The 17,639-nt window shown below is 68.9% G+C and carries 12 protein-coding genes; 7 read left to right on the forward strand and 5 right to left on the reverse strand.

Translation table 11 applies throughout. The features are described from left to right. Positions 1 to 3: 3 nt before the first annotated feature. From BIX52_RS12275 to BIX52_RS12290, 4 genes are all read left to right on the forward strand, one after another. Positions 4 to 645, forward strand: a complete 642-nt coding sequence (locus BIX52_RS12275; protein ID WP_083548338.1) for a F0F1 ATP synthase subunit B — start codon at positions 4 to 6, stop codon at positions 643 to 645. Next, positions 638 to 1,123: a F0F1 ATP synthase subunit B family protein gene (locus BIX52_RS12280; RefSeq protein WP_075221372.1), complete on the forward strand. Its 486-nt coding sequence runs from the start codon at positions 638 to 640 to the stop codon at positions 1,121 to 1,123. Before BIX52_RS12275 ends, BIX52_RS12280 begins: the two co-directional genes overlap by 8 nt. Before the next feature lie 117 nt (positions 1,124 to 1,240). After that, positions 1,241 to 1,852, forward strand: a complete 612-nt coding sequence (locus BIX52_RS12285; RefSeq protein WP_075221373.1) for a glutathione S-transferase family protein — start codon at positions 1,241 to 1,243, stop codon at positions 1,850 to 1,852. A gap of 167 nt (positions 1,853 to 2,019) precedes the next feature. Continuing rightward, on the forward strand, positions 2,020 to 2,886 hold the full coding sequence (locus tag BIX52_RS12290; protein ID WP_075221374.1) for a 50S ribosomal protein L11 methyltransferase: 867 nt from the start codon (positions 2,020 to 2,022) through the stop codon (positions 2,884 to 2,886). Positions 2,887 to 2,951: 65 nt separating this feature from the next. Here BIX52_RS12290 and BIX52_RS12295 read toward each other — a convergent pair whose 3' ends face one another. Then, entirely contained in the window at positions 2,952 to 3,173 is a 222-nt protein-coding gene (locus tag BIX52_RS12295; RefSeq protein WP_075221375.1) for a hypothetical protein, read from the reverse strand. A 206-nt stretch (positions 3,174 to 3,379) separates the two neighbouring features. On the opposite strand from BIX52_RS12295, the gene BIX52_RS12300 reads away from it, so the two are divergent. Next, positions 3,380 to 5,170: an aminopeptidase P family protein gene (locus BIX52_RS12300; RefSeq protein ID WP_075221376.1), complete on the forward strand. Its 1,791-nt coding sequence runs from the start codon at positions 3,380 to 3,382 to the stop codon at positions 5,168 to 5,170. A 72-nt stretch (positions 5,171 to 5,242) separates the two neighbouring features. Here BIX52_RS12300 and BIX52_RS12305 read toward each other — a convergent pair whose 3' ends face one another. Next, a complete protein-coding gene (locus tag BIX52_RS12305; RefSeq protein ID WP_108676569.1) occupies positions 5,243 to 6,457 on the reverse strand; it encodes an acyl-CoA dehydrogenase in 1,215 nt (404 codons plus the stop codon). A 189-nt stretch (positions 6,458 to 6,646) separates the two neighbouring features. Between BIX52_RS12305 and pepN the strand changes: the two genes are divergently transcribed. Together pepN and BIX52_RS12320 are read left to right on the forward strand one after the other, a co-directional pair. Continuing rightward, positions 6,647 to 9,217, forward strand: a complete 2,571-nt coding sequence (gene pepN / locus BIX52_RS12310; RefSeq protein ID WP_075221377.1) for an aminopeptidase N — start codon at positions 6,647 to 6,649, stop codon at positions 9,215 to 9,217. Positions 9,218 to 9,747: 530 nt separating this feature from the next. Further along, positions 9,748 to 12,255, forward strand: coding sequence for a PAS domain-containing sensor histidine kinase (locus BIX52_RS12320; RefSeq protein ID WP_245803185.1), 2,508 nt, complete (start codon positions 9,748 to 9,750; stop codon positions 12,253 to 12,255). Positions 12,256 to 12,323: 68 nt separating this feature from the next. Here the strand turns inward: BIX52_RS12320 and BIX52_RS12325 are convergent, their stop codons facing one another. The 3 genes from BIX52_RS12325 to BIX52_RS12335 form a co-directional block, all read right to left on the reverse strand. Further along, entirely contained in the window at positions 12,324 to 13,088 is a 765-nt protein-coding gene (locus tag BIX52_RS12325) for an HpcH/HpaI aldolase family protein (protein ID WP_075221379.1), read from the reverse strand. Between the two features lie 219 nt (positions 13,089 to 13,307). Continuing rightward, positions 13,308 to 16,139 (reverse strand): bifunctional [glutamine synthetase] adenylyltransferase/[glutamine synthetase]-adenylyl-L-tyrosine phosphorylase, encoded by a 2,832-nt coding sequence (locus tag BIX52_RS12330; protein ID WP_075221380.1) that lies wholly within the window; start codon positions 16,137 to 16,139, stop codon positions 13,308 to 13,310. Next, a complete protein-coding gene (locus tag BIX52_RS12335; protein ID WP_083660204.1) occupies positions 16,129 to 17,634 on the reverse strand; it encodes a sensor histidine kinase in 1,506 nt (501 codons plus the stop codon). Before BIX52_RS12335 ends, BIX52_RS12330 begins: the two co-directional genes overlap by 11 nt. Positions 17,635 to 17,639: the final 5 nt, after the last annotated feature.

The following is a 17,639-nucleotide window of genomic DNA, read 5'->3' on the forward strand; positions in this document are numbered from 1 at the left end:
GTAATGTCGAAGCTCGAACTGGCCCAGGTTAATGTCGGGCCGGAGGAGGACGTTCACGTGGGTGACGTCGTGGACACCGGGACGACCGGGGAACACATCACGCATCCGGAAGGGTCGGTCGTTCAGCCGATCCACGGGGGCGAGGACAGTGTGTTCCCTCCGTTCGACTTCGACGCCTTCCCGTCTCACCTCTTCTGGCTGCTGATCTCGTTCGGCATCCTCTATTTCTTCGTCAACAAGGTCATCATGCCTAAAGTTGGCGGGATCCTGGAGGATCGCCGTGACCGGATCGCCAGCGATCTCGGCGAAGCCTCACGGCTTTCGCGCGAGACGGACGAGGTGATCGCGGCCTATGAGCGCGAGCTGACGGAGGCCCGCCAGCGGGCCTACGCCATCGCGCACGAACGCCGCGAGGAGATCAAGGCCGAACAGGCGCGCCAGCAGGCCGAGACCGAAGAGGCGCTGAACACGCGCATCTCCGAGGCCGAGGCGGAAATCGCGGCTCGCCGTGACGCCGCCCTCGCCGACGTCAACGCCATCGCCACGGACGCGGCCCAGGCCATCGTCCAGAAGCTGACCGGCGTTGCCGTTCCGTCCGAAGACGCCAGCGCGGCGGTGAGCCAGGCGGAGGGGTCCCGTGCTTAACAGTGATACCTTCTGGGCGCTCGTCGCGCTGATCATCTTCGTCGGGATCATCATCGCCGTCGGCGGGCCGGGCATGATTGCGCGCGCCCTCGATGGGCGGACGAACCGGATCCGCACCGAACTCGACGAGGCGCGCAAAGCGCGTGAGGAGGCCCAGGCTCTCCTCGCCGAATATCAGCGTCGCCGACGGGATGCGGAAGCGGAAGCCCAGTCCATCGTCGAGGAGGCGCGCAAGGAAGCCCGCCGCCTGACGGAGGAGGCGAACGAAAAGCTGCGCGACATGGTCGAGCGGCGCACGAAATCGGCGGAGGCGAAAATCGCCCAGGCCGAAGCCCACGCCACGGCGGAAATCCGTGGCCGGGCGTCCGAGCTCGCCATCGCGGCGGCGACCGATATCCTGAAGGCGCGCGTTGCCGGTGCGACCGCCGACCGCCTCGTCAGCGATTCGATCGAAACCGTGCGGCAGCGGCTCAATTGATGGGACCATCCCATCTGTGACACCATCCAAGCGGTCGCTCCGGCGGCCGCTTTTTTTTGCCCTTGCGCCCGCCGCGCCGTCGCCTGAACGGCCGGAGGCGCTCCAAGGAGCCCGGCGATGAAACTCTACGGTATGCTGGATTCGCCCTACGTGCGGCGCGTCGCCATCGCCCTCAAATGCCTCGATCTGCCGTTCGAGATCGACCAGGTTTCGGTGTTCCGCCATTTCGACCGGTTCGCCGCCATCAACCCCGTCGTGAAGGCGCCGACCTTGATCACGGATGACGGCACCGTCCTCATGGACTCCACGCTCATCCTCCAACACATCGAGGACGTGGCGGGGCCGGGGCGGACGCTGCGCCCTCACGACCCGGCCGCGCGCGTGAGGGGGCTGCGTCTGACCGGCCTGGCGCTGGCCGCCGGCGAGAAGACGGTTCAGATCGTCTACGAGCACCAATTGAGGCCGCAGGAGAAGCGGCATGACCCGTGGCTGGAGCGCGTCGACGGCCAGTTAAAGGCCGCCTATGATGCGCTGGAGGAGATGGTGGATCCGGACGGCTGGCAATGCGGGGAAACGCTGTGCGAGCCGGACATCACCCTGGCCGTGGTGTGGCGCTTCACCCACTACATGCTGCCGGGGCGGGTGGACACGTCCGACTATCCGCGTCTGACCGCCTTCGGCCTGCGCGCCGAATCGCTGCCGGCCTTCATCGCGACACCGCTGGACTGATACCGCCGCGAGCAGTCCGCGCCGGTGCCAATGCCCGCCGAGCCGGCGCCCGAGGACGGCAGCCCGAGCGCGCGGCAGAGCGCGCCAGCGGCATGGCGGCCCCCTCGCCTCCTCACTTGCCGCCGCCGGTGAACGGCGCGACAAGGGGGCGCGAAAAGGGAGACACCATGGTCACGCGCGCCTTCGCCACCCTCGGGGTGGGCGACGAATATGAGACGATCGCCGAGCGGATGATCGCCGTCTTGGATGTGCTGGTGGACGAGGGAGAGCCCATCCTCTCCGCCTATCGGCCGGAGCAGGACGGCGAATGGCTGATCGACATCATGTTCGTCGACAAGGACCCCGAGGCCCGTGCGCGGTGGCTGGCCGAGGCGCGCAACCTGTTGCCGGAGCTCCCCCCCTTCGAGGAGGACCCGGTGGCCGAGCGCGACTGGGTGGCCGAGAGCCAACGCCAGCTCCACCCGATCTATGCCGGGCGCTTCATGGTGTTCGGATCGCACGACCGCGCGAAGATGCAGCCGACCCAGTGGCGGATCGAGATCGACGCGGGGCGCGCCTTCGGCACCGCGCATCACGCATCGACGCGCGGCTGCCTCATCGCGCTGGAGGCGCTGGCCAAGAGGCGGCCTCTGACCACGGTGGCGGATGTTGGAACGGGCACCGGCATTCTCGCCGTCGCCGCCGACCGGCTGGGCGCGCGGGCCGTCATGGCGGGCGATATCGATCCGGTCTCTGTAGAGGTGGCCCGCCGTAACATCGCCGCCAACCGGACGCATAGACCCATACCGGTCGTGGTGAAGGCGGGACCGTTCGCGATCGCCGAGACGACGATCGCGAACATTCTGGCGCGACCCTTGATCGCGATGGCCCATGAGCTGGCCCTGGCCACAGGCCGTACGCTCATTCTGTCAGGGCTTCGGACGGCGCATGTCCGCCCGGTGAAGGCCGCCTACCTTGCCCAAGGCTTCGTGGTGGCGGACCAGATCATAATCGAGGACTGGGCGACCTTGACGCTGCACCGGCCTCTGAGATGAAGCCGGGCATGGTCATCAGGGCCGCCCGTCGTCGCAGCGGCGCCGCTCGGAGCGCCGCGCGCAGATTAGACGAAGGGGTAGCCGCGCGGATCGCGCTTGGCGATCTCGTTGCGCTCGTAGCCGAGCTTGGTCAGCGTGGCATCGTCGAGGCTCAGAAGGTAGGCGGCAACCGCACGGTCGGCCTGACGCTTGCGCGACTCCATGACCTTGTCGCCGATCCGGGCCAGGAAGCCCTTGGAGGCGGGAGCACGGTCCTGAGCGAAATCTTGAGTAGCGGTGATGGCCATGTGATGAATCCCTGGTTTGTGCGCCGCAACAACTTACGAACTCTTTCACTGCGGCGCGTGACACCACGGAAGGTACGAGAGTCCGCCGCAATCTCAATGCACAGACCTGCATGGCTGGCACCGCGTGGTGCAACGCAAAATGCAGGGCTCGCTGCGCCCATGCCGAACAACACATCCTTCAGCTTATCGACGAACGCGGGGCCTCAATGAGCTTCCAGACCTTCCACGCCGCTTCCACACCTGCCGCCGAAATCGAAAAGCGCGTTCAAAATCTGAGGGATAGCTTTGACGCCCTCGGCGTCGACGGCGTCGTCATCCCGCACGAGGACGCCTACCAGAGCGAGTACCTTCCACCGTCCGAGGACCGCCTGCAGTACATGACGGGCTTCACGGGTTCTTCTGGTCGCGCCTTTGTTTTGCGGGACGCTGCCATGTTTGTGACGGATGGCCGTTACACTTTGCAAGCTCAGTCCCAGGTTCCGCCGCTCTTCCACATTGTTTCGGAGCAGGCGGATGCGGCCCTATGGGCGCGCGAGGCGCTGGCGGGAAAGCGCATCGGCGTCGATCCGCACCTTCACACCCGGGCCGACCTCACCCGAATCGGCGCGCTGGCCGAAGGGCTGACCGTGGTGCCGCTGGAGCGCAACCCGGTGGACCCCGTGTGGCCGGACCGCCCGGCCCCGCCGCGCGGACGTGTGCGCGCCCACCCCGAGGCGCTTGCCGGACGCACCATGGCGCAGAAGATCGCCGACATACGCGCCGCCATGGAGGGCGACGCCCTTTATATTGCCGACAGCGACACGGTGAGCTGGCTCCTCAACTGGCGCGGGGCCGACGTCGCCCACACACCTCTCGTCCTCTCCCGCGCCTTCGTCCCGCGCGAGGGTGAGGTGACCGTCTTCGTCGACCCCGAGAAGGTGCCGAACGATCTCGCGGGCGCCCTTGCCGGCACGGCCACCCTTGCGGCCGAGGACACGATGCTCGCCCGCCTCGCCGCCCTGTCGGCCGGTATCAAGGTGATGGCCGATCCCGCCCGCGCGTCGGACGCGGCGCTGTCGGCGATCGAGAGCGAGGGCACGCTGCTCCCCCGCACCGACCCGGTTCAGCGGCTGAAGGCGATCAAGAACGCCGCCGAGATCGCCGGGATGCGCGCCGCCCACCAGCGCGACGGCGTGGCCGTGGTGCGCTTCTTCGCCTGGTGCGAGGGGAACGCCGTGGGGGCCACCGAGATCGACCTCGTGCGCCAGCTCGAAGCCTTCCGGCGCGAGGCGGGGGCGACGGACGTCTCGTTCGATACGATTTCCGGGTCCGGCCCCAACGGCGCCATCGTGCATTATAGAGTGGACGAGAGCACCAACCGCACCATCGGCGCGGGCGAGCCGGTGCTGATCGATTGCGGCGGCCAGTTCGAGGACGGCACCACCGACATCACCCGCACCTTCGTCGCCGGCGGCGGCGCGGGCGAGGACGACTTCCGCGTCCACTATACGCGTGTCCTCAAGGGGCACATCGCCGTCGCCCGGCAGCTGTTCCCGGCCGGGGCGATGGGATCAGACATCGACCCCCTCGCCCGCGCCGCCCTGTGGCGCTCAGGCGACGACTTCAAGCACGGGACGGGCCACGGCGTCGGCGCGGCGCTCGCGGTGCACGAGGGGCCGGCCAGCATCTCGCGCCGCGGCCGGGTGCCGCTGGAGCCGGGCATGATCCTCTCCAACGAGCCGGGCTACTACCGCACCGGCGCCTACGGCATCCGCATCGAGAATCTGTGTCTGGTGCGCGAGGCGCGCATTCCCTCAGGCGGCGGCGAGGCGATGCACTGGTTCGAGACGATCACGCTGGCGCCGATCGACACGCGGCCGATCATCCCGACCATGATGACGGCGGACGAGATCGGCTGGCTGGACAGCTACCACGCCCGCGTGCGCGGCGCTCTGGTGGGCGACCTGAACGCCGCCGAGCGCGACTGGCTCGCCGCGCGGACCTGCCCGCTCGCCTGACGCTGCGGCGCGTCGCACGCCCCTTCCGTGGGGCGGAGGGCTGCGGCGCCGAAGCGCCGCAGCCGCGTGACATCAGAAGAAGGCCTGCAGCCCGGTCTGGGCGCGGCCCAGGATGAGCGCGTGCACGTCGTGCGTGCCCTCGTAGGTGTTGACGGTCTCCAAATTCACCATGTGGCGGATCACGTGGTACTCCTCGGAGATGCCGTTGCCGCCGTGCATGTCACGCGCCTGGCGGGCGATGTCGAGCGCCTTGCCGCAGTTGTTGCGCTTGACGATGGAGATCATCTCCGGCGCCATCTGCCCCTCGTCGAACAGCCGGCCAACGCGCAGGCTGCCCTGCAGGCCGAGCGCGATCTCGGTCATCATGTCGGCGAGCTTCTTCTGCACGAGCTGCGTCTGCGCCAGCGGCTTGCCAAACTGCTTGCGGTCCAGCGTGTACTGGCGGGCGCGGTGCCAGCAGTCCTCGGCGGCGCCCATCGCGCCCCAGGAGATGCCGTAGCGGGCACGGTTGAGGCAGCCGAACGGCCCCTTCAGACCCGACACGTTCGGCAGGAGGTTCTCCTCCGGTACGAACACCTCGTCCATCATGATCATGCCGGTGACGGACGCACGCAGCGAGATCTTGCCCTCGATCTTCGGCGCGTCGAGACCCTTCATGCCCTTCTCGAGCACGAAGCCGCGGATGGCGCCGTCATGCGCCTCGCTCTTCGCCCACACCACGAACACGTCGGCGATGGGCGAGTTGGAAATCCACGTCTTGGCGCCGGACACCAAGTAGCCGCCGTCGACCTTCACGGCGCGGGTCTTCATGCCGCCGGGGTCGGAGCCGGCGTCCGGCTCGGTGAGGCCGAAGCAGCCGACGAACTCGCCGGACGCCAGCTTCGGCAGCCACTTCTTGCGTTGCGCCTCGTCGCCATAGGCGTAGATCGGGTACATCACGAGGGAGGACTGCACGCTCATCATCGAGCGGTAGCCGGAATCGACGCGCTCGACCTCACGCGCGACGAGGCCGTAGGAGACGTAGGACGCGCCCACGCCGCCGTACTCCTCGGGCACCGTCACGCCGAGAAGGCCGAGCTCGCCCATCTCGTTGAAGATCGCGCGGTCCGTGGTCTCATTGCGCCAGGCCTCCAGAACGCGAGGCTGCAGCTTTTCCTGGGCGTAGGCGTAGGCCGTCTCGCGAATCAGGCGCTCGTCCTCGGTGAGCTGGGCCTCGAGCTGAAACGGATCGTCCCACTGGAAGGCGACCTTTTTATCGTTCGCGTGAAGTTCCGCAGCGGCTGACATAGCGCTCCCTGACATGGTGTCGGCGTTGAATTTGATGGCAACATAGGCGATCACGCCCATCTCGCCAAAGATGGGGGCATCGGGTACGGCCTGAATGCCTTAATGAAGCGAGGCGGCCTTGAAATCCAGGGCCGATTGCGCGCCCGCATTTCGCGGCAACGCGGAACGCCGATGGGAAGAGGATAAGCCATGCGAACCGATACCGGGCAGACGGTCTATCTCAAAGACTATCAGCCGACGCCCTACCGCGCGCCGCACGTGTCGCTCATGTTCGCGCTGCACCCGACACGCACCGTCGTGCGCGCCACCACGGTGTTCGAGCCGGTGACGGGCGGCCCCCTGAAGCTCGTGGGCGACGGGCTCAACCTCGTCGGCGTGGAGATCGACGGCAAGAAGGCCCCGGCCAGCGCCTACGAGGCGACACCTGATTCGTTCGTGCTGAAGACGATCCCGAAGGGCGCCTTCTCGCTCACTCTCGTCACGGTGGTCTCGCCGGACGACAACACCGAGCTGATGGGCCTCTACCGCTCCAACGGCGTCTACTGCACCCAGTGCGAGGCGGAAGGCTACCGGCGCATCACCTACGCCTACGATCGGCCGGACGTCCTGTCGGTCTACGACGTCTACATCGTCGCCGATGCGGAAGGCGACACGCTGCTTTTGTCCAACGGCAACCTCGTGAAGCGCGAGGTGTCGGGCGGGCGCATGACGGCGCAGTGGCACGACCCCTTCCCCAAGCCGACCTACCTGTTCGCGCTCGTTGCCGGTGATCTCGGCGCGGTGTCGGACACGTTCACCACCAAGTCCGGCCGTAAGGTGGCGTTGAACATCTACGTCGAGAAGGGCAAGGAGCCGCGCGCGACCTATGCGATGGACGCGCTGAAGCGCTCCATGACGTGGGACGAGGTGCGCTTCGGCCGCGAATACGACCTCGACATCTTCAACATCGTCGCCGTCAGCGATTTCAACATGGGGGCGATGGAGAACAAGGGCCTCAACGTCTTCAACGACCGTTACGTGCTGGCCGACCCCGCAGTGGCGACGGACCAGGACTATTCGGGCATCGAGACCGTCATCGCCCACGAATATTTCCACAACTGGACCGGCAACCGCATCACCTGCCGCGACTGGTTCCAGCTCTGCCTGAAGGAAGGCCTCACCGTCTTCCGCGACCAGGAGTTCACCTCCGACGAACGCTCGCGCGGGGTGAAGCGCATCGCCGACGTGCGCCGCCTGCGCGCGGCGCAGTTCCCGGAGGACGCCTCGCCGCTGCGTCACTGTGTCCGCCCGTCCAAGTACGACGAGATTTCCAACCTCTACACGGCGACCGTCTACGACAAGGGCGCCGAGCTGATCCGCATGATCCACACCATGATCGGCGAGGCGGCCTTCCGCGTCGGCATGGACCTCTACTTCTTCAAGTATGACGGCACCGCGGCGACGATCGAAGAGTTCATCGACTGCTTCCCCATCGCCGACAAAGCCGCCTTCCTGACCTGGTATCAGGAGCCCGGAACGCCGCGCGTGACGGTGACGGAAGAGTTCGCGGCCGGCACCTACACGCTGACGATGACGCAGACCCCGGCCGAAGGCGCCGGGCTGAAGCCGATCCCGGTGCGTCTCGCGCTGCTGTCCGGCACGGAGTTCGTGGACCCGTCGACCGCCACCATCACCGGCGGCCAGGTCGGCCCCGGCCACATCATCCTGACCGACAAGGTGACGATCAGCGTGCCGAACCAGGCGACGGCGCCGGTCGCCTCGGTGATGCGCGGCTTCTCGGCCCCGGTGATCATCGAGCGCACGCCGGACACCGCGCGCGACCTCTTCCTGATCGCCCACGACGACGACCCCTTCAACATCTGGGATGCCGCCCAGCGGATCGCACTCGCCGCCATGCGGGCGCGCTACGAGGGGACCGAGGCGGACGAGGCAGGGCTCGCCGAGGCGCTCTCCGCGCTCGCCACCAACCCGGACCAGGAACCGGCCTTCCGCGCCCTCACCCTCATCCTGCCGACGCGCCAGGCGCTGATCGAGGCGATCGGCAGCGACGTCGACCCGGTCCGCATCGAAGCGGCCCACCAGGGTCTCTCGGCGGCGATCGGCAGCCACATGAAGGACGTGCTGGAACGGCTGTTCGAATCGCCGCTTCCGGCGCCGGACGACGTGTCGGCGGAGGCGGCCGGCCACAGGGCGCTGCGCAACGCGGCGCTGACGCTGTTGACCGCCGCCGGAGATAGCGGCCGCGCCGTCGACCAGGCCGCCAACGGCACGACGATGACGGACCGCCTCGCCGCGCTGGGTGCCCTCGCCTTCGCCAATGCCCCGGAGGCGGACGAGGCGCTGAAGTCCTTCGCCGCCGCCTATGACGGCGAACCTCTGGTGCTGGACAAATACTTCGCCCTTGAGGCGATGCGGCCGGACGACGGCGCCGAAGCGCGGGTGCGCGGGCTGATGAGCCACCCCAAGTTCAGCCTGAAGACGCCCAACCGCGTGCGCAGCCTGATCGGCGCCTTCGCGCAAAATGTCGGCGCCTTCCACAAGGCGGACGGGTCGGGCTATCGGCTGGTGGCGGAGGTCGCGACCGCGCTCGACAAGTCGAATCCCCAGGTGGCGGCGCGCCTCTTGACGTCCTTTTCCGATGTCCGCCGGTTTGATTCGCAGCAACGTGAACAAGCCGCAGACGTGCTCGGCGGAGTGCTTCAATCGGCCACGTCTTCGGATGTCGTCGACATTGCGCGGCGGCTGACCGCCAAACAATAAGCCGGGACAGGCAGGAACGAAGCCTTAACTCGACTTGGAGATGCTCGGGCGGGCGCTTACACTCCCGCCCGAGTCGGGCAACCAGTCGGGGCAGAATGGCAACGCGGCCGCAATCAGCCGAAAGCGGGCAACGATCTTCGGTATCGCCCGCCGCCACGCCGGCGGCGGCCGATGCCGCGCGCCCTGGCGCCGAAGCGGCTCCCCGTCCGGCCCCAGCCGCTCGCCCGGCCCCCGCCGCGCGGCCGCGCCCCGCCTCCACCGCCGGCAGCGCGCCGCCGCGGACCGCCAAGACCGCCGTGCCGCGCCCCGGCGCCACGCCGTCCGCACCGGCGAAACCCTCACAAAGTGCCGCGTCTGGTCCATCGCGCACGCCATCCTCACGTTCCGCCACCGCTGCGCCCGTGAGTCCCCCCAAGGCCGCGACCAGGAAATCGGGCACCGCCAAATCGAGCGCTGCCAAATCAAGTGCCGGTAAGCCACGCGCTGGCTCCAGGCCGCATGAAGTCCTCGTGCGGATGGGCGAGGACGCCATGGCCGACCACGACGCGGCGGACCGTGATGGGGCCGCCCGCAACCTGTCCGACCGTGATATGTCCGACGATGGCTTGTCCGAGGGCGTGATGGACGGCACCGAGCGCGACGATGATCACGACGACTTCGACGGGCCGCAGGACGAGCGCCCGTCCGCAGCCGCGCCACGCTCTGCCGCTGAGCGGGCCGAACCGGCGCACGCGGACGGCGCCCGCGCCGACGGTGGGCGGGCCGCACCGCGCCGCCGCAGCGATGCCAGCCGCGCCCGCCGGTCCGAGATGAACGGCCACGTCCAGCTTCTCGCCGCCCCCGGCTACGGCCAGCTTCTGGCGCGTGAGCCGCTGCTGCGCCGCGCCATTCCGCTTCTCACCATCATCTTCGTCCTCGTCATCGCCGCCTACCGCATCGCCATCACGCTGGACCACAAGGCGCGTGACGAGGCGCAGGCACAGGGTGAGATCACCCTCGTCGCCTCCGCGCTGGCGTCGGAAATGGGCCGCCGCGCCGAGACGTCGGACCAACCCTTGTCGGACATCTTCGCCCTCAGCCTGCCGGACGGCGCGACCCAGGACGGCCGCCTCGTCGCGCTTCTGGAAGGCGGGCGGATCACCGCCACCTCCCCCTTCCGCACCGACCTCATCGGCGAGCCGGCGGCCTTCCTGCTGGGCGAAAACCAGCCGATGACCACATTCGGCCGGCGCGCCGGGGTGATGGAGGTGAACTCGGCGCTCGGCACCCAGTTCGCCACAGTCCACCACATCAGCGATCAGACGGCGTCCGTCGCCGTCACCCAATCGAAACAGCGCGTGCTCACCGCCTGGCGGGACGAGATGAGCACCAACGCCGTCCTCTTCATGACCACGGCGGGAGTGATCATCGTCGTCGTCTACGCCTTCTATGCCCAGTCGGCGCGGGCGCAGACGGCCGACCACATCTACGGCGCGACGTCCGAGCGGATCGACACCGCCCTGTCGCGCGGCCGCTGCGGCCTGTTCGACTGGGACGTCGCGCGCGGGCGCATGTTCTGGACCCCTTCCATGTTCGAGGTTTTGGGCATGGAACCGCGGGACGAGCTGATCGGCTTCCGCGAAGTCGCCGCGCTGGTCCACCCGGCGGACGGCGGCCTTTACGAGATCGCCGAGCGGCAACTCAACTCCAACATGAAGGTGCTCGACCGCACGCTGCGCATGCGCCACGCGGACGGCCGCTGGATCTGGATGCGGTTCCGCGCTGAGCTGGTGCACGACGACGAGCTGGGGCGCCCCCACCTCATCGGCGTCGCGCTGGACACCACCGAGCAGAAGCGCCTGCAGGAGCTCAGCGCCACCGCCGACATGCGCCTTCGCGACGCGATCGAGACCGTGTCCGAAGCCTTCGTCCTGTGGGACGCGCAGAACCGCCTCGTCATGTGCAACACCAAGTATCAGGAGATGCACAACCTGCCGGACGAGGCCGTGGCGCCCGGCACGCCCTACACGGTCGTCATCAACGCCGCGCGTCAGCCGGTGGTGTCCAGCCACATGATTTCGCGCTCCGACGGGCCGGACACCGAGCGGTCCTACGAGGCCGAACTCGCCGGCGGGCGCTGGCTGCAGATCAACGAGCGCCGCACCAAGGACGGCGGCTTCGTCTCGGTCGGCACCGACATCACCACGCTGAAGACCCATGAGGAACGCCTCATGGAATCGGAGAAGCGGCTGAAGGCCAACGTCGTCGAGCTGAAGTCCGCCCGCCGCACCGCCGAGAATCAGACGCGCCAGCTCGCCGAACTCGCCGAAAAGTATGCCGAGGAGAAGAACCGCGCCGAGGACGCCAACAAGGCGAAGTCGGAATTCCTCGCCAACATGTCGCACGAGCTCAGAACGCCGCTGAACGCCATCATCGGCTTCTCGGAGATCATGAAGAGCGAGATGTTCGGCTCACTCGGCGCGCCGAAATACGTGGAGTATACGCAGGACATCCACCACTCGGGCAGCTACCTGCTGGGCGTCATCAACGACATCCTGGACATGAGCCGCATCGAGGCGGGTCAGGTGGATCTCTCCATGGAGCTGGTCGACCTGCCGGAGCTGTTCAACGAGGCGACGCGCATCATGACGCCGATCGCTGCGGAGAAGTCGATCAACCTCGTCACCGAGATCGCCGAGGACATGCGCATCGAGGTCGACCGCCGGGCGATGAAGCAGATCCTTCTCAACCTGATGTCCAACGCGGTGAAGTTCACCCCGAACGACGGCCGCGTCACCACCCGCGCCAAGCTGGAGAAGGACGCCGTCGTGGTCGCGGTGGAGGACAACGGCATCGGCATCCCGGCGCGCGAGCTGGCGCGCCTCGGCCAACCCTTCGTGCAGGTGGAGACCCAGCTCACCAAGACCTATCAGGGCTCGGGCCTCGGCCTTGCCATCGCCCGCTCGCTGACCGAGCTGCACCGCGGCAAGATGGTGATCGAATCCGAAGTCGGCGAAGGCACCACGGTGACCGTCCGCCTGCCGCGCAAGGTGGCCTGACGGCGCAACGGGCCTGAGGCGGGGCCGGTCGCCCCGCCGCTCTCACCACCGGGCGGCGGCGCCCGGCGCTACCCCTTCCAGTGGGAGACGAGGCCGAGTGCGCCCTGCCGCAACACGTGCTGGTCGATGCCGACGGCGATGAAGTTCGCCCCCGCGTCGGCCACCTCCTGCGCATAGCCGGTGTCGGGGCTGAGGAAGCCGGCCGGCTTGCCGGCGGCACGGATCCGCCGCACCGCGTCCTTCACCACGGCGCGCACCTCCGGGTGGCCCGGCTCACCGAGATAGCCCAGCGACGCGGCAAGGTCCGCCGGGCCGACGAAGACGGCGTCCACACCCGGCGTCGCGCAGATGTCGTCCAGATCGTCCAGCGCGGACTGGGTCTCGATCTGCACGATGAGGCAGATCTCGTCCCGCGCGCGGGCAAAATAGTTCGGGATGGTGCCGTAGCGGGCGCCGCGCGAGAGGCCGGCCATGCCGCGGATGCCCTGCGGCGCATACGCGACCGCCTCGGCTGCCTGGCGCGCCTCGTCGGCGTTCTGCACGAAGGGCACCAGCAGAGTCTGCACGCCGCCGTCCATCAGCTTCTTCATCTCGGCCGGGTCGAGCGATCCGGGGCGCACCACCATCGACACCGGATAGGCCGCCGCGGCGTGAAGCAGCGGCACGACGCTGCGGTGATTGATGGGCGAATGCTCGGTGTCGATCATCAGCCAGTCGAAACCCGCCCCGGCCAGAAGTTCGATGCCGCCGGGATCGGCCATCTGGCACCAGAAGCCGATCTGCCGCTCGCCCTTCGCGAGCGCGGCCTTGAAGCGGTTGACGGGAAGGTCCATCGGCGATCCTCGCGCGTTTCTTTGATGCGTTTATTGTCAGCCAGGTGACGCCACCTGCGCCGCCCACCATGATGGCCGCCCGGCCGCCAGCGCAAGCTTTTCCCGCCGCCTCGCCCCGGCCGCCCTGCCCCAAGCTTCCTCGGGCCGGGCCGGCGTCATCGTCGAAGCCTGCCCCAAACGGAGCGCGTCACCGCTAAAGCGCGCCGCCGGCGGGACGGGTCAGGCTGGAAGCGGCGTCTTCTCGTCGTGGACGGCGGGGAGCGGGGCCACGAGACGCTCGAACAGGGCGCGGACCGCCGCCTGCCGCTCGGCCAGGTCGGCGATGAGGAACGAAATATCCGGCGCCTCCCCCGCGCGGATGAGGATGCGCTGCAGCGCCAGAGGTGCGTCCTCCAGCTTCAGCGCCGTCTCCGACGCGATCGCGAGGACCTGCGAGAGGCGCTGGTAGAGCGCGCTCGCCGCCAGAAGCACCTCCGCATCGTCACCGGCTATCACGCCCGCCTCGCGCGCCCGCACCAGCGCGGCGGCAGTGGACGTGTCGCCACCGACGTCGCAGACGCCGTGGCGAAGCTGGAGATATTGGGCGAGGAAGTCGATGTCGACCTGCCCGCCGGTCATGTGCTTCAGCCCGTCCGTATGCGCCTCGGCCATGCGCGCACGCATCGCGGCGACGTCTTCGGCCAGCGTCTCGCGCGCCGCGTCGGCGGCCAGCGCGGCGCGAATGGTCGAAAGCGCCGCCTCGCCCAATGCGTCGTCCCCGGCGACCACGCGCGCGCGCGTCAGCGCCATGTGCTCCCACACCCACGAGCTTTCGGCGTGGTAGGTGTCGAAGGAGCGGATGTGCGTCGCGATCGGCCCGGCGCGGCCGGCGGGTCGCAGCCGCAAATCCACCTCGTAGAGCATGCCCTTGGCGGTCGGCGCCGAGAGGGCCGCGATCAGACGCTGGGCCAGGCGGGTATAATAATGGCCGGGGGACAGGCTGCGGCGTCCGTCCGACCCGCCCGCATCCTCGGCGCAGCCGTAGAGGAAGACGAGGTCGAGGTCGCTGGTGGCTGTCATCTCGGCGCTGCCGAACTTGCCAAGCGCGACAAGCGCCACCGCACCGCCCTTCAGCCGCCCGTGCGCTTCGGCAAAGGCGTCCGCGGCGACGGCGAGGGCATGGCGGGTCACCACCTGGGCCAAAAGGCTCAGCGCATGGGACGCATCCGGGCCGATCAGCGACCCGGTGAGGATGCGCACGTCGATCAAGAGCGCCTGCTCCTGGCCGAAGGTGCGCATCGCATCGAGCTTGGCCTCGTAGTCGTCCTCGGCGGAGAGCGCGGCGGCAAGCCCCTGCTCCAGCTCCTCGGCATTGGGCAGGCGGCCGAAGAAGGTGGGGTCGATCAACACGTCCAGCAGGTGCGAGCGGCGGGCGAGCTCACCCGCCAGACGCGGCGCGGAGGCAACGATGAGCACCAGCACCGGGATCAGCTCGCGGTGCGCGTCGAGCCTTGCCAGAAACTCCACCCCGCGCGGCAGACGCGCCAGGAAATCGTCGAACGCCTCGATGGTGTGGGCGGGATCGACGGTGTCCGCCAGCGCCGCCTTCAGCGCGGGGGCGAGCGTCGTGAGGAGCTTCTGCGCCTGCTCGCTGCGCAGCGCGCCGTAGCGATCGGACGTCCAATCCCCCATCTTCGCGGCGAACGCCTCGGCCACCCGGTCCGGCACCTGGGGCGAGTTCACCATCCCCTTCAGCAGCGGATTGGTCTGGCCGATGGTGCCGGACAGCTCGCCGAAACGCCGGTGGACGGTGGCGAAGACGGCCGCCAGCTCGCCCTTCAGGTCGTCGCTGCGCATCATCCGGGCGATGGCGGGTAGGCGGTCCTCCGGCGGCAGCTCGTGGGTCTGCTCGTCGGCCACCATCTGCACCCGGTGCTCCACCCGGCGCAGCACCTCGTAGGCCTCGGTCAGCTCCTGCGCGGCCTCTGCGGAGAGCCAGCCGGAACGGGCGAGTGCGGCCAGCATCGCCACCGTGGAGCGGCCGCGCAGCCGCCTGTCGCGCGCGCCGGCGATCCGCTGCAGGCTCTGCACCACGAACTCGATCTCGCGGATGCCGCCGCGGCCGAGCTTCACGTTGTGGCCCGGCACAGTCAACGTGCCCGCCCCGCGCACGGCGGCGATCTGCTCGCGCATCGCCATCGTGTCGTCGATGATGGTGAAGTCGTAGGCCGCGCGCCAGGTGGACGGGGCGACGGCAGAGAGGTAGGCGGTGCCGGCGCGCCGGTCGCCCGCCACCTGCCGCGCCTTGATCATCGCCTGCCGCTCCCACGAGCGGGCGCGCGTCTGGAAATAGGCGATCGCGGCCCAGGTGGAGACGGCGACGGGCGTCGCGCCGGGGTCCGGCCGCAGCCTGAGGTCGACGCGGAAGACGTACCCGTCCGCCGTGCGCTCCTGCAGCAGCTTGGCCATGCCCTGGATGAGGCGAACGGCGCGCTTCTGGTCGATCCCCGCAGGCTCAGCCCGATCCGGGTCGACCAGCGCGACGAGGTCCACGTCGCTGGAATAGTTGAGCTCACATCCGCCGAGCTTGCCGAGGCCGAGGACGATGAGCCCGCTCGTCTCCTGGTCCGGCTTCACCCCGTGGCGCCCGGCCTCCAAAAGGACGCTCGCCAGCGCCGTGTCGATGGCGCGGTCGGCCGTCTGGCTGAGCGCGGCGGTGACGGTGGCGACGTCCGCCCCCGCCAGAAGGTCCGCGAGAGCGACGGCGAGCGATATGCGCCGCTTGGCCGCCCTCAGCGCCGCGCCGACCGCCGCGAGATCGGCCGACGGAGGCACCAGCATGGCGTCCACCGTGGAGGCCAGAGGCGCGTCCAGCACGGCCAGAAGGTCGGCTGGGTGAGACAGCATGAGGTGCTTCAGGTAAGGCGAGACCGAGGCGACGGTGGAGAGCGCGGCCTTGACGTCCTCCGGAAGCGCGGCGACGGGGGTGGCGCGGATCGTTTCGTCGAACTGCGCGTCGCCGGGGCCGGGAAGCGGCGTGAGCTGACCGCCGAGCGCCGCGTCAGCGCGCATCTGCACCCGCCAGAGGCAGAGTGATCCGCACCGCAAGGCCCGGCGCCGCATCCTGCAGCGCCAACTGGCCGCCGTGGTGGCCGACGATCGCCTTCACCATCGACAGGCCGAGCCCTGCGCCGGGCTTGGAACGCGCGGCATCCATCCGCACGAATCGGTCGGTCAGGCGCGCGCGGTCGCGGTCGCCGACGCCCTGGCCGTGGTCGCGCACGGTCAACACCGCCCAGTCGCCCTCGCGCGCCAGGGTCAGGTCGACGACGTTGGTCGGGCTGGTGCCGTATTTCATAGCATTGTCGAGCAAGTTCGCGATCATCGTGCGCAGCAGTGTGGGCTCTCCGGGGATACGAAGTCCAGGTGCAAATTTTGTCACCAGGGACATGCCCGCATCTTCGGCAGCAGGTTCGTAGAACTCCGCCATGTCCGCCACCACCGCCGACAGGTCCGTCGGCTCCAGCGCCACCGCCGTGGTGTGGCTCTCCACCCGCGCGATGGTCAACAGCGCGTCGAAGGTGCGGATGAGCTGGTCGCACTCCTCCACCGTGGCCGCCAGCATCGCCTCGCGCTCCTCGCCTTCGGGAGCGGAGCGCATCATCTCGTCCAGCCGGTTGCGCACCCGCGTCAGCGGCGTCTTCAGGTCGTGGGCGATGTTCTGCGACACCTCCTGCAGCCCAGCGTGCAGACGCTCGATCTCGTCCAGCATGGTGTTGACGCCGGCAGCGAGGCGGTCGAACTCGTCGCCCGACCCGTCCGTCGGCAGGCGGCGCGACAGGTCACCCGCGACGATCTGGCGGGTGGAGCCGGCGATGGCGTCCACCTTGCGCAGCACCACGCGGGAGATGAACGCCCAGGAGAGCAGCGCCAGAACCGCCACCACCACCATCGCGCCGCGGATCGCGCGCGAGATGATGCCCGAAAACTCGATGCGGTCCTCCACATCCCGGCCGACGAGAAGGCGGTAGTTGCCGCCCAGAACCGAAAGGCGGGCGAGCGCGCGGTGGGTGCGCCCCTCCGCCCCCTCGGACGGGACGAGGCGGGTATAGAGCACCGGAAACGCCGCGCCAGGCGTCGCCTTGGAGGGGTCGTAAAGCAGCTCGGCGACGTTGCCGGCGATCGGATTGCCGCTGAAATCGGTGATCAGGTAGAGATTGGCGTCCGGCCGCATGGAGCGCTGCTCGACGATGCGCATCAGCCGGAACAGTCCGGCGCGGCGGTACTCGTTGTCGAGTTCCACCGTCTCGCCTTCGATCGCCGATTCGAGCTGGCGGTCGATGATGTCCTTGGTGGTGTTCGAGATGTAGGCGATGAGGCCGAGCGCCAGCCCGCCGAAGACGAGAAGATAGACGATCGTCAGCTTGAAGGCGGTCGTGCGCACCAGCCGCGCGCGGCGCAGGCTCTTGGCGCGTCTGCCGTCGCTGCTGGGGGAGGTGTCGCCGCCCCGTGCCGCCCGGTCGGCGCGGCGGGGCGCAGTCGCCTCCGGGGCCGTCGTCTCGCTCACTCGTC

The organism is Acuticoccus yangtzensis, from assembly GCF_001927245.1.
Classification (GTDB): Bacteria; Pseudomonadota; Alphaproteobacteria; order Rhizobiales; family Amorphaceae; genus Acuticoccus; species Acuticoccus yangtzensis.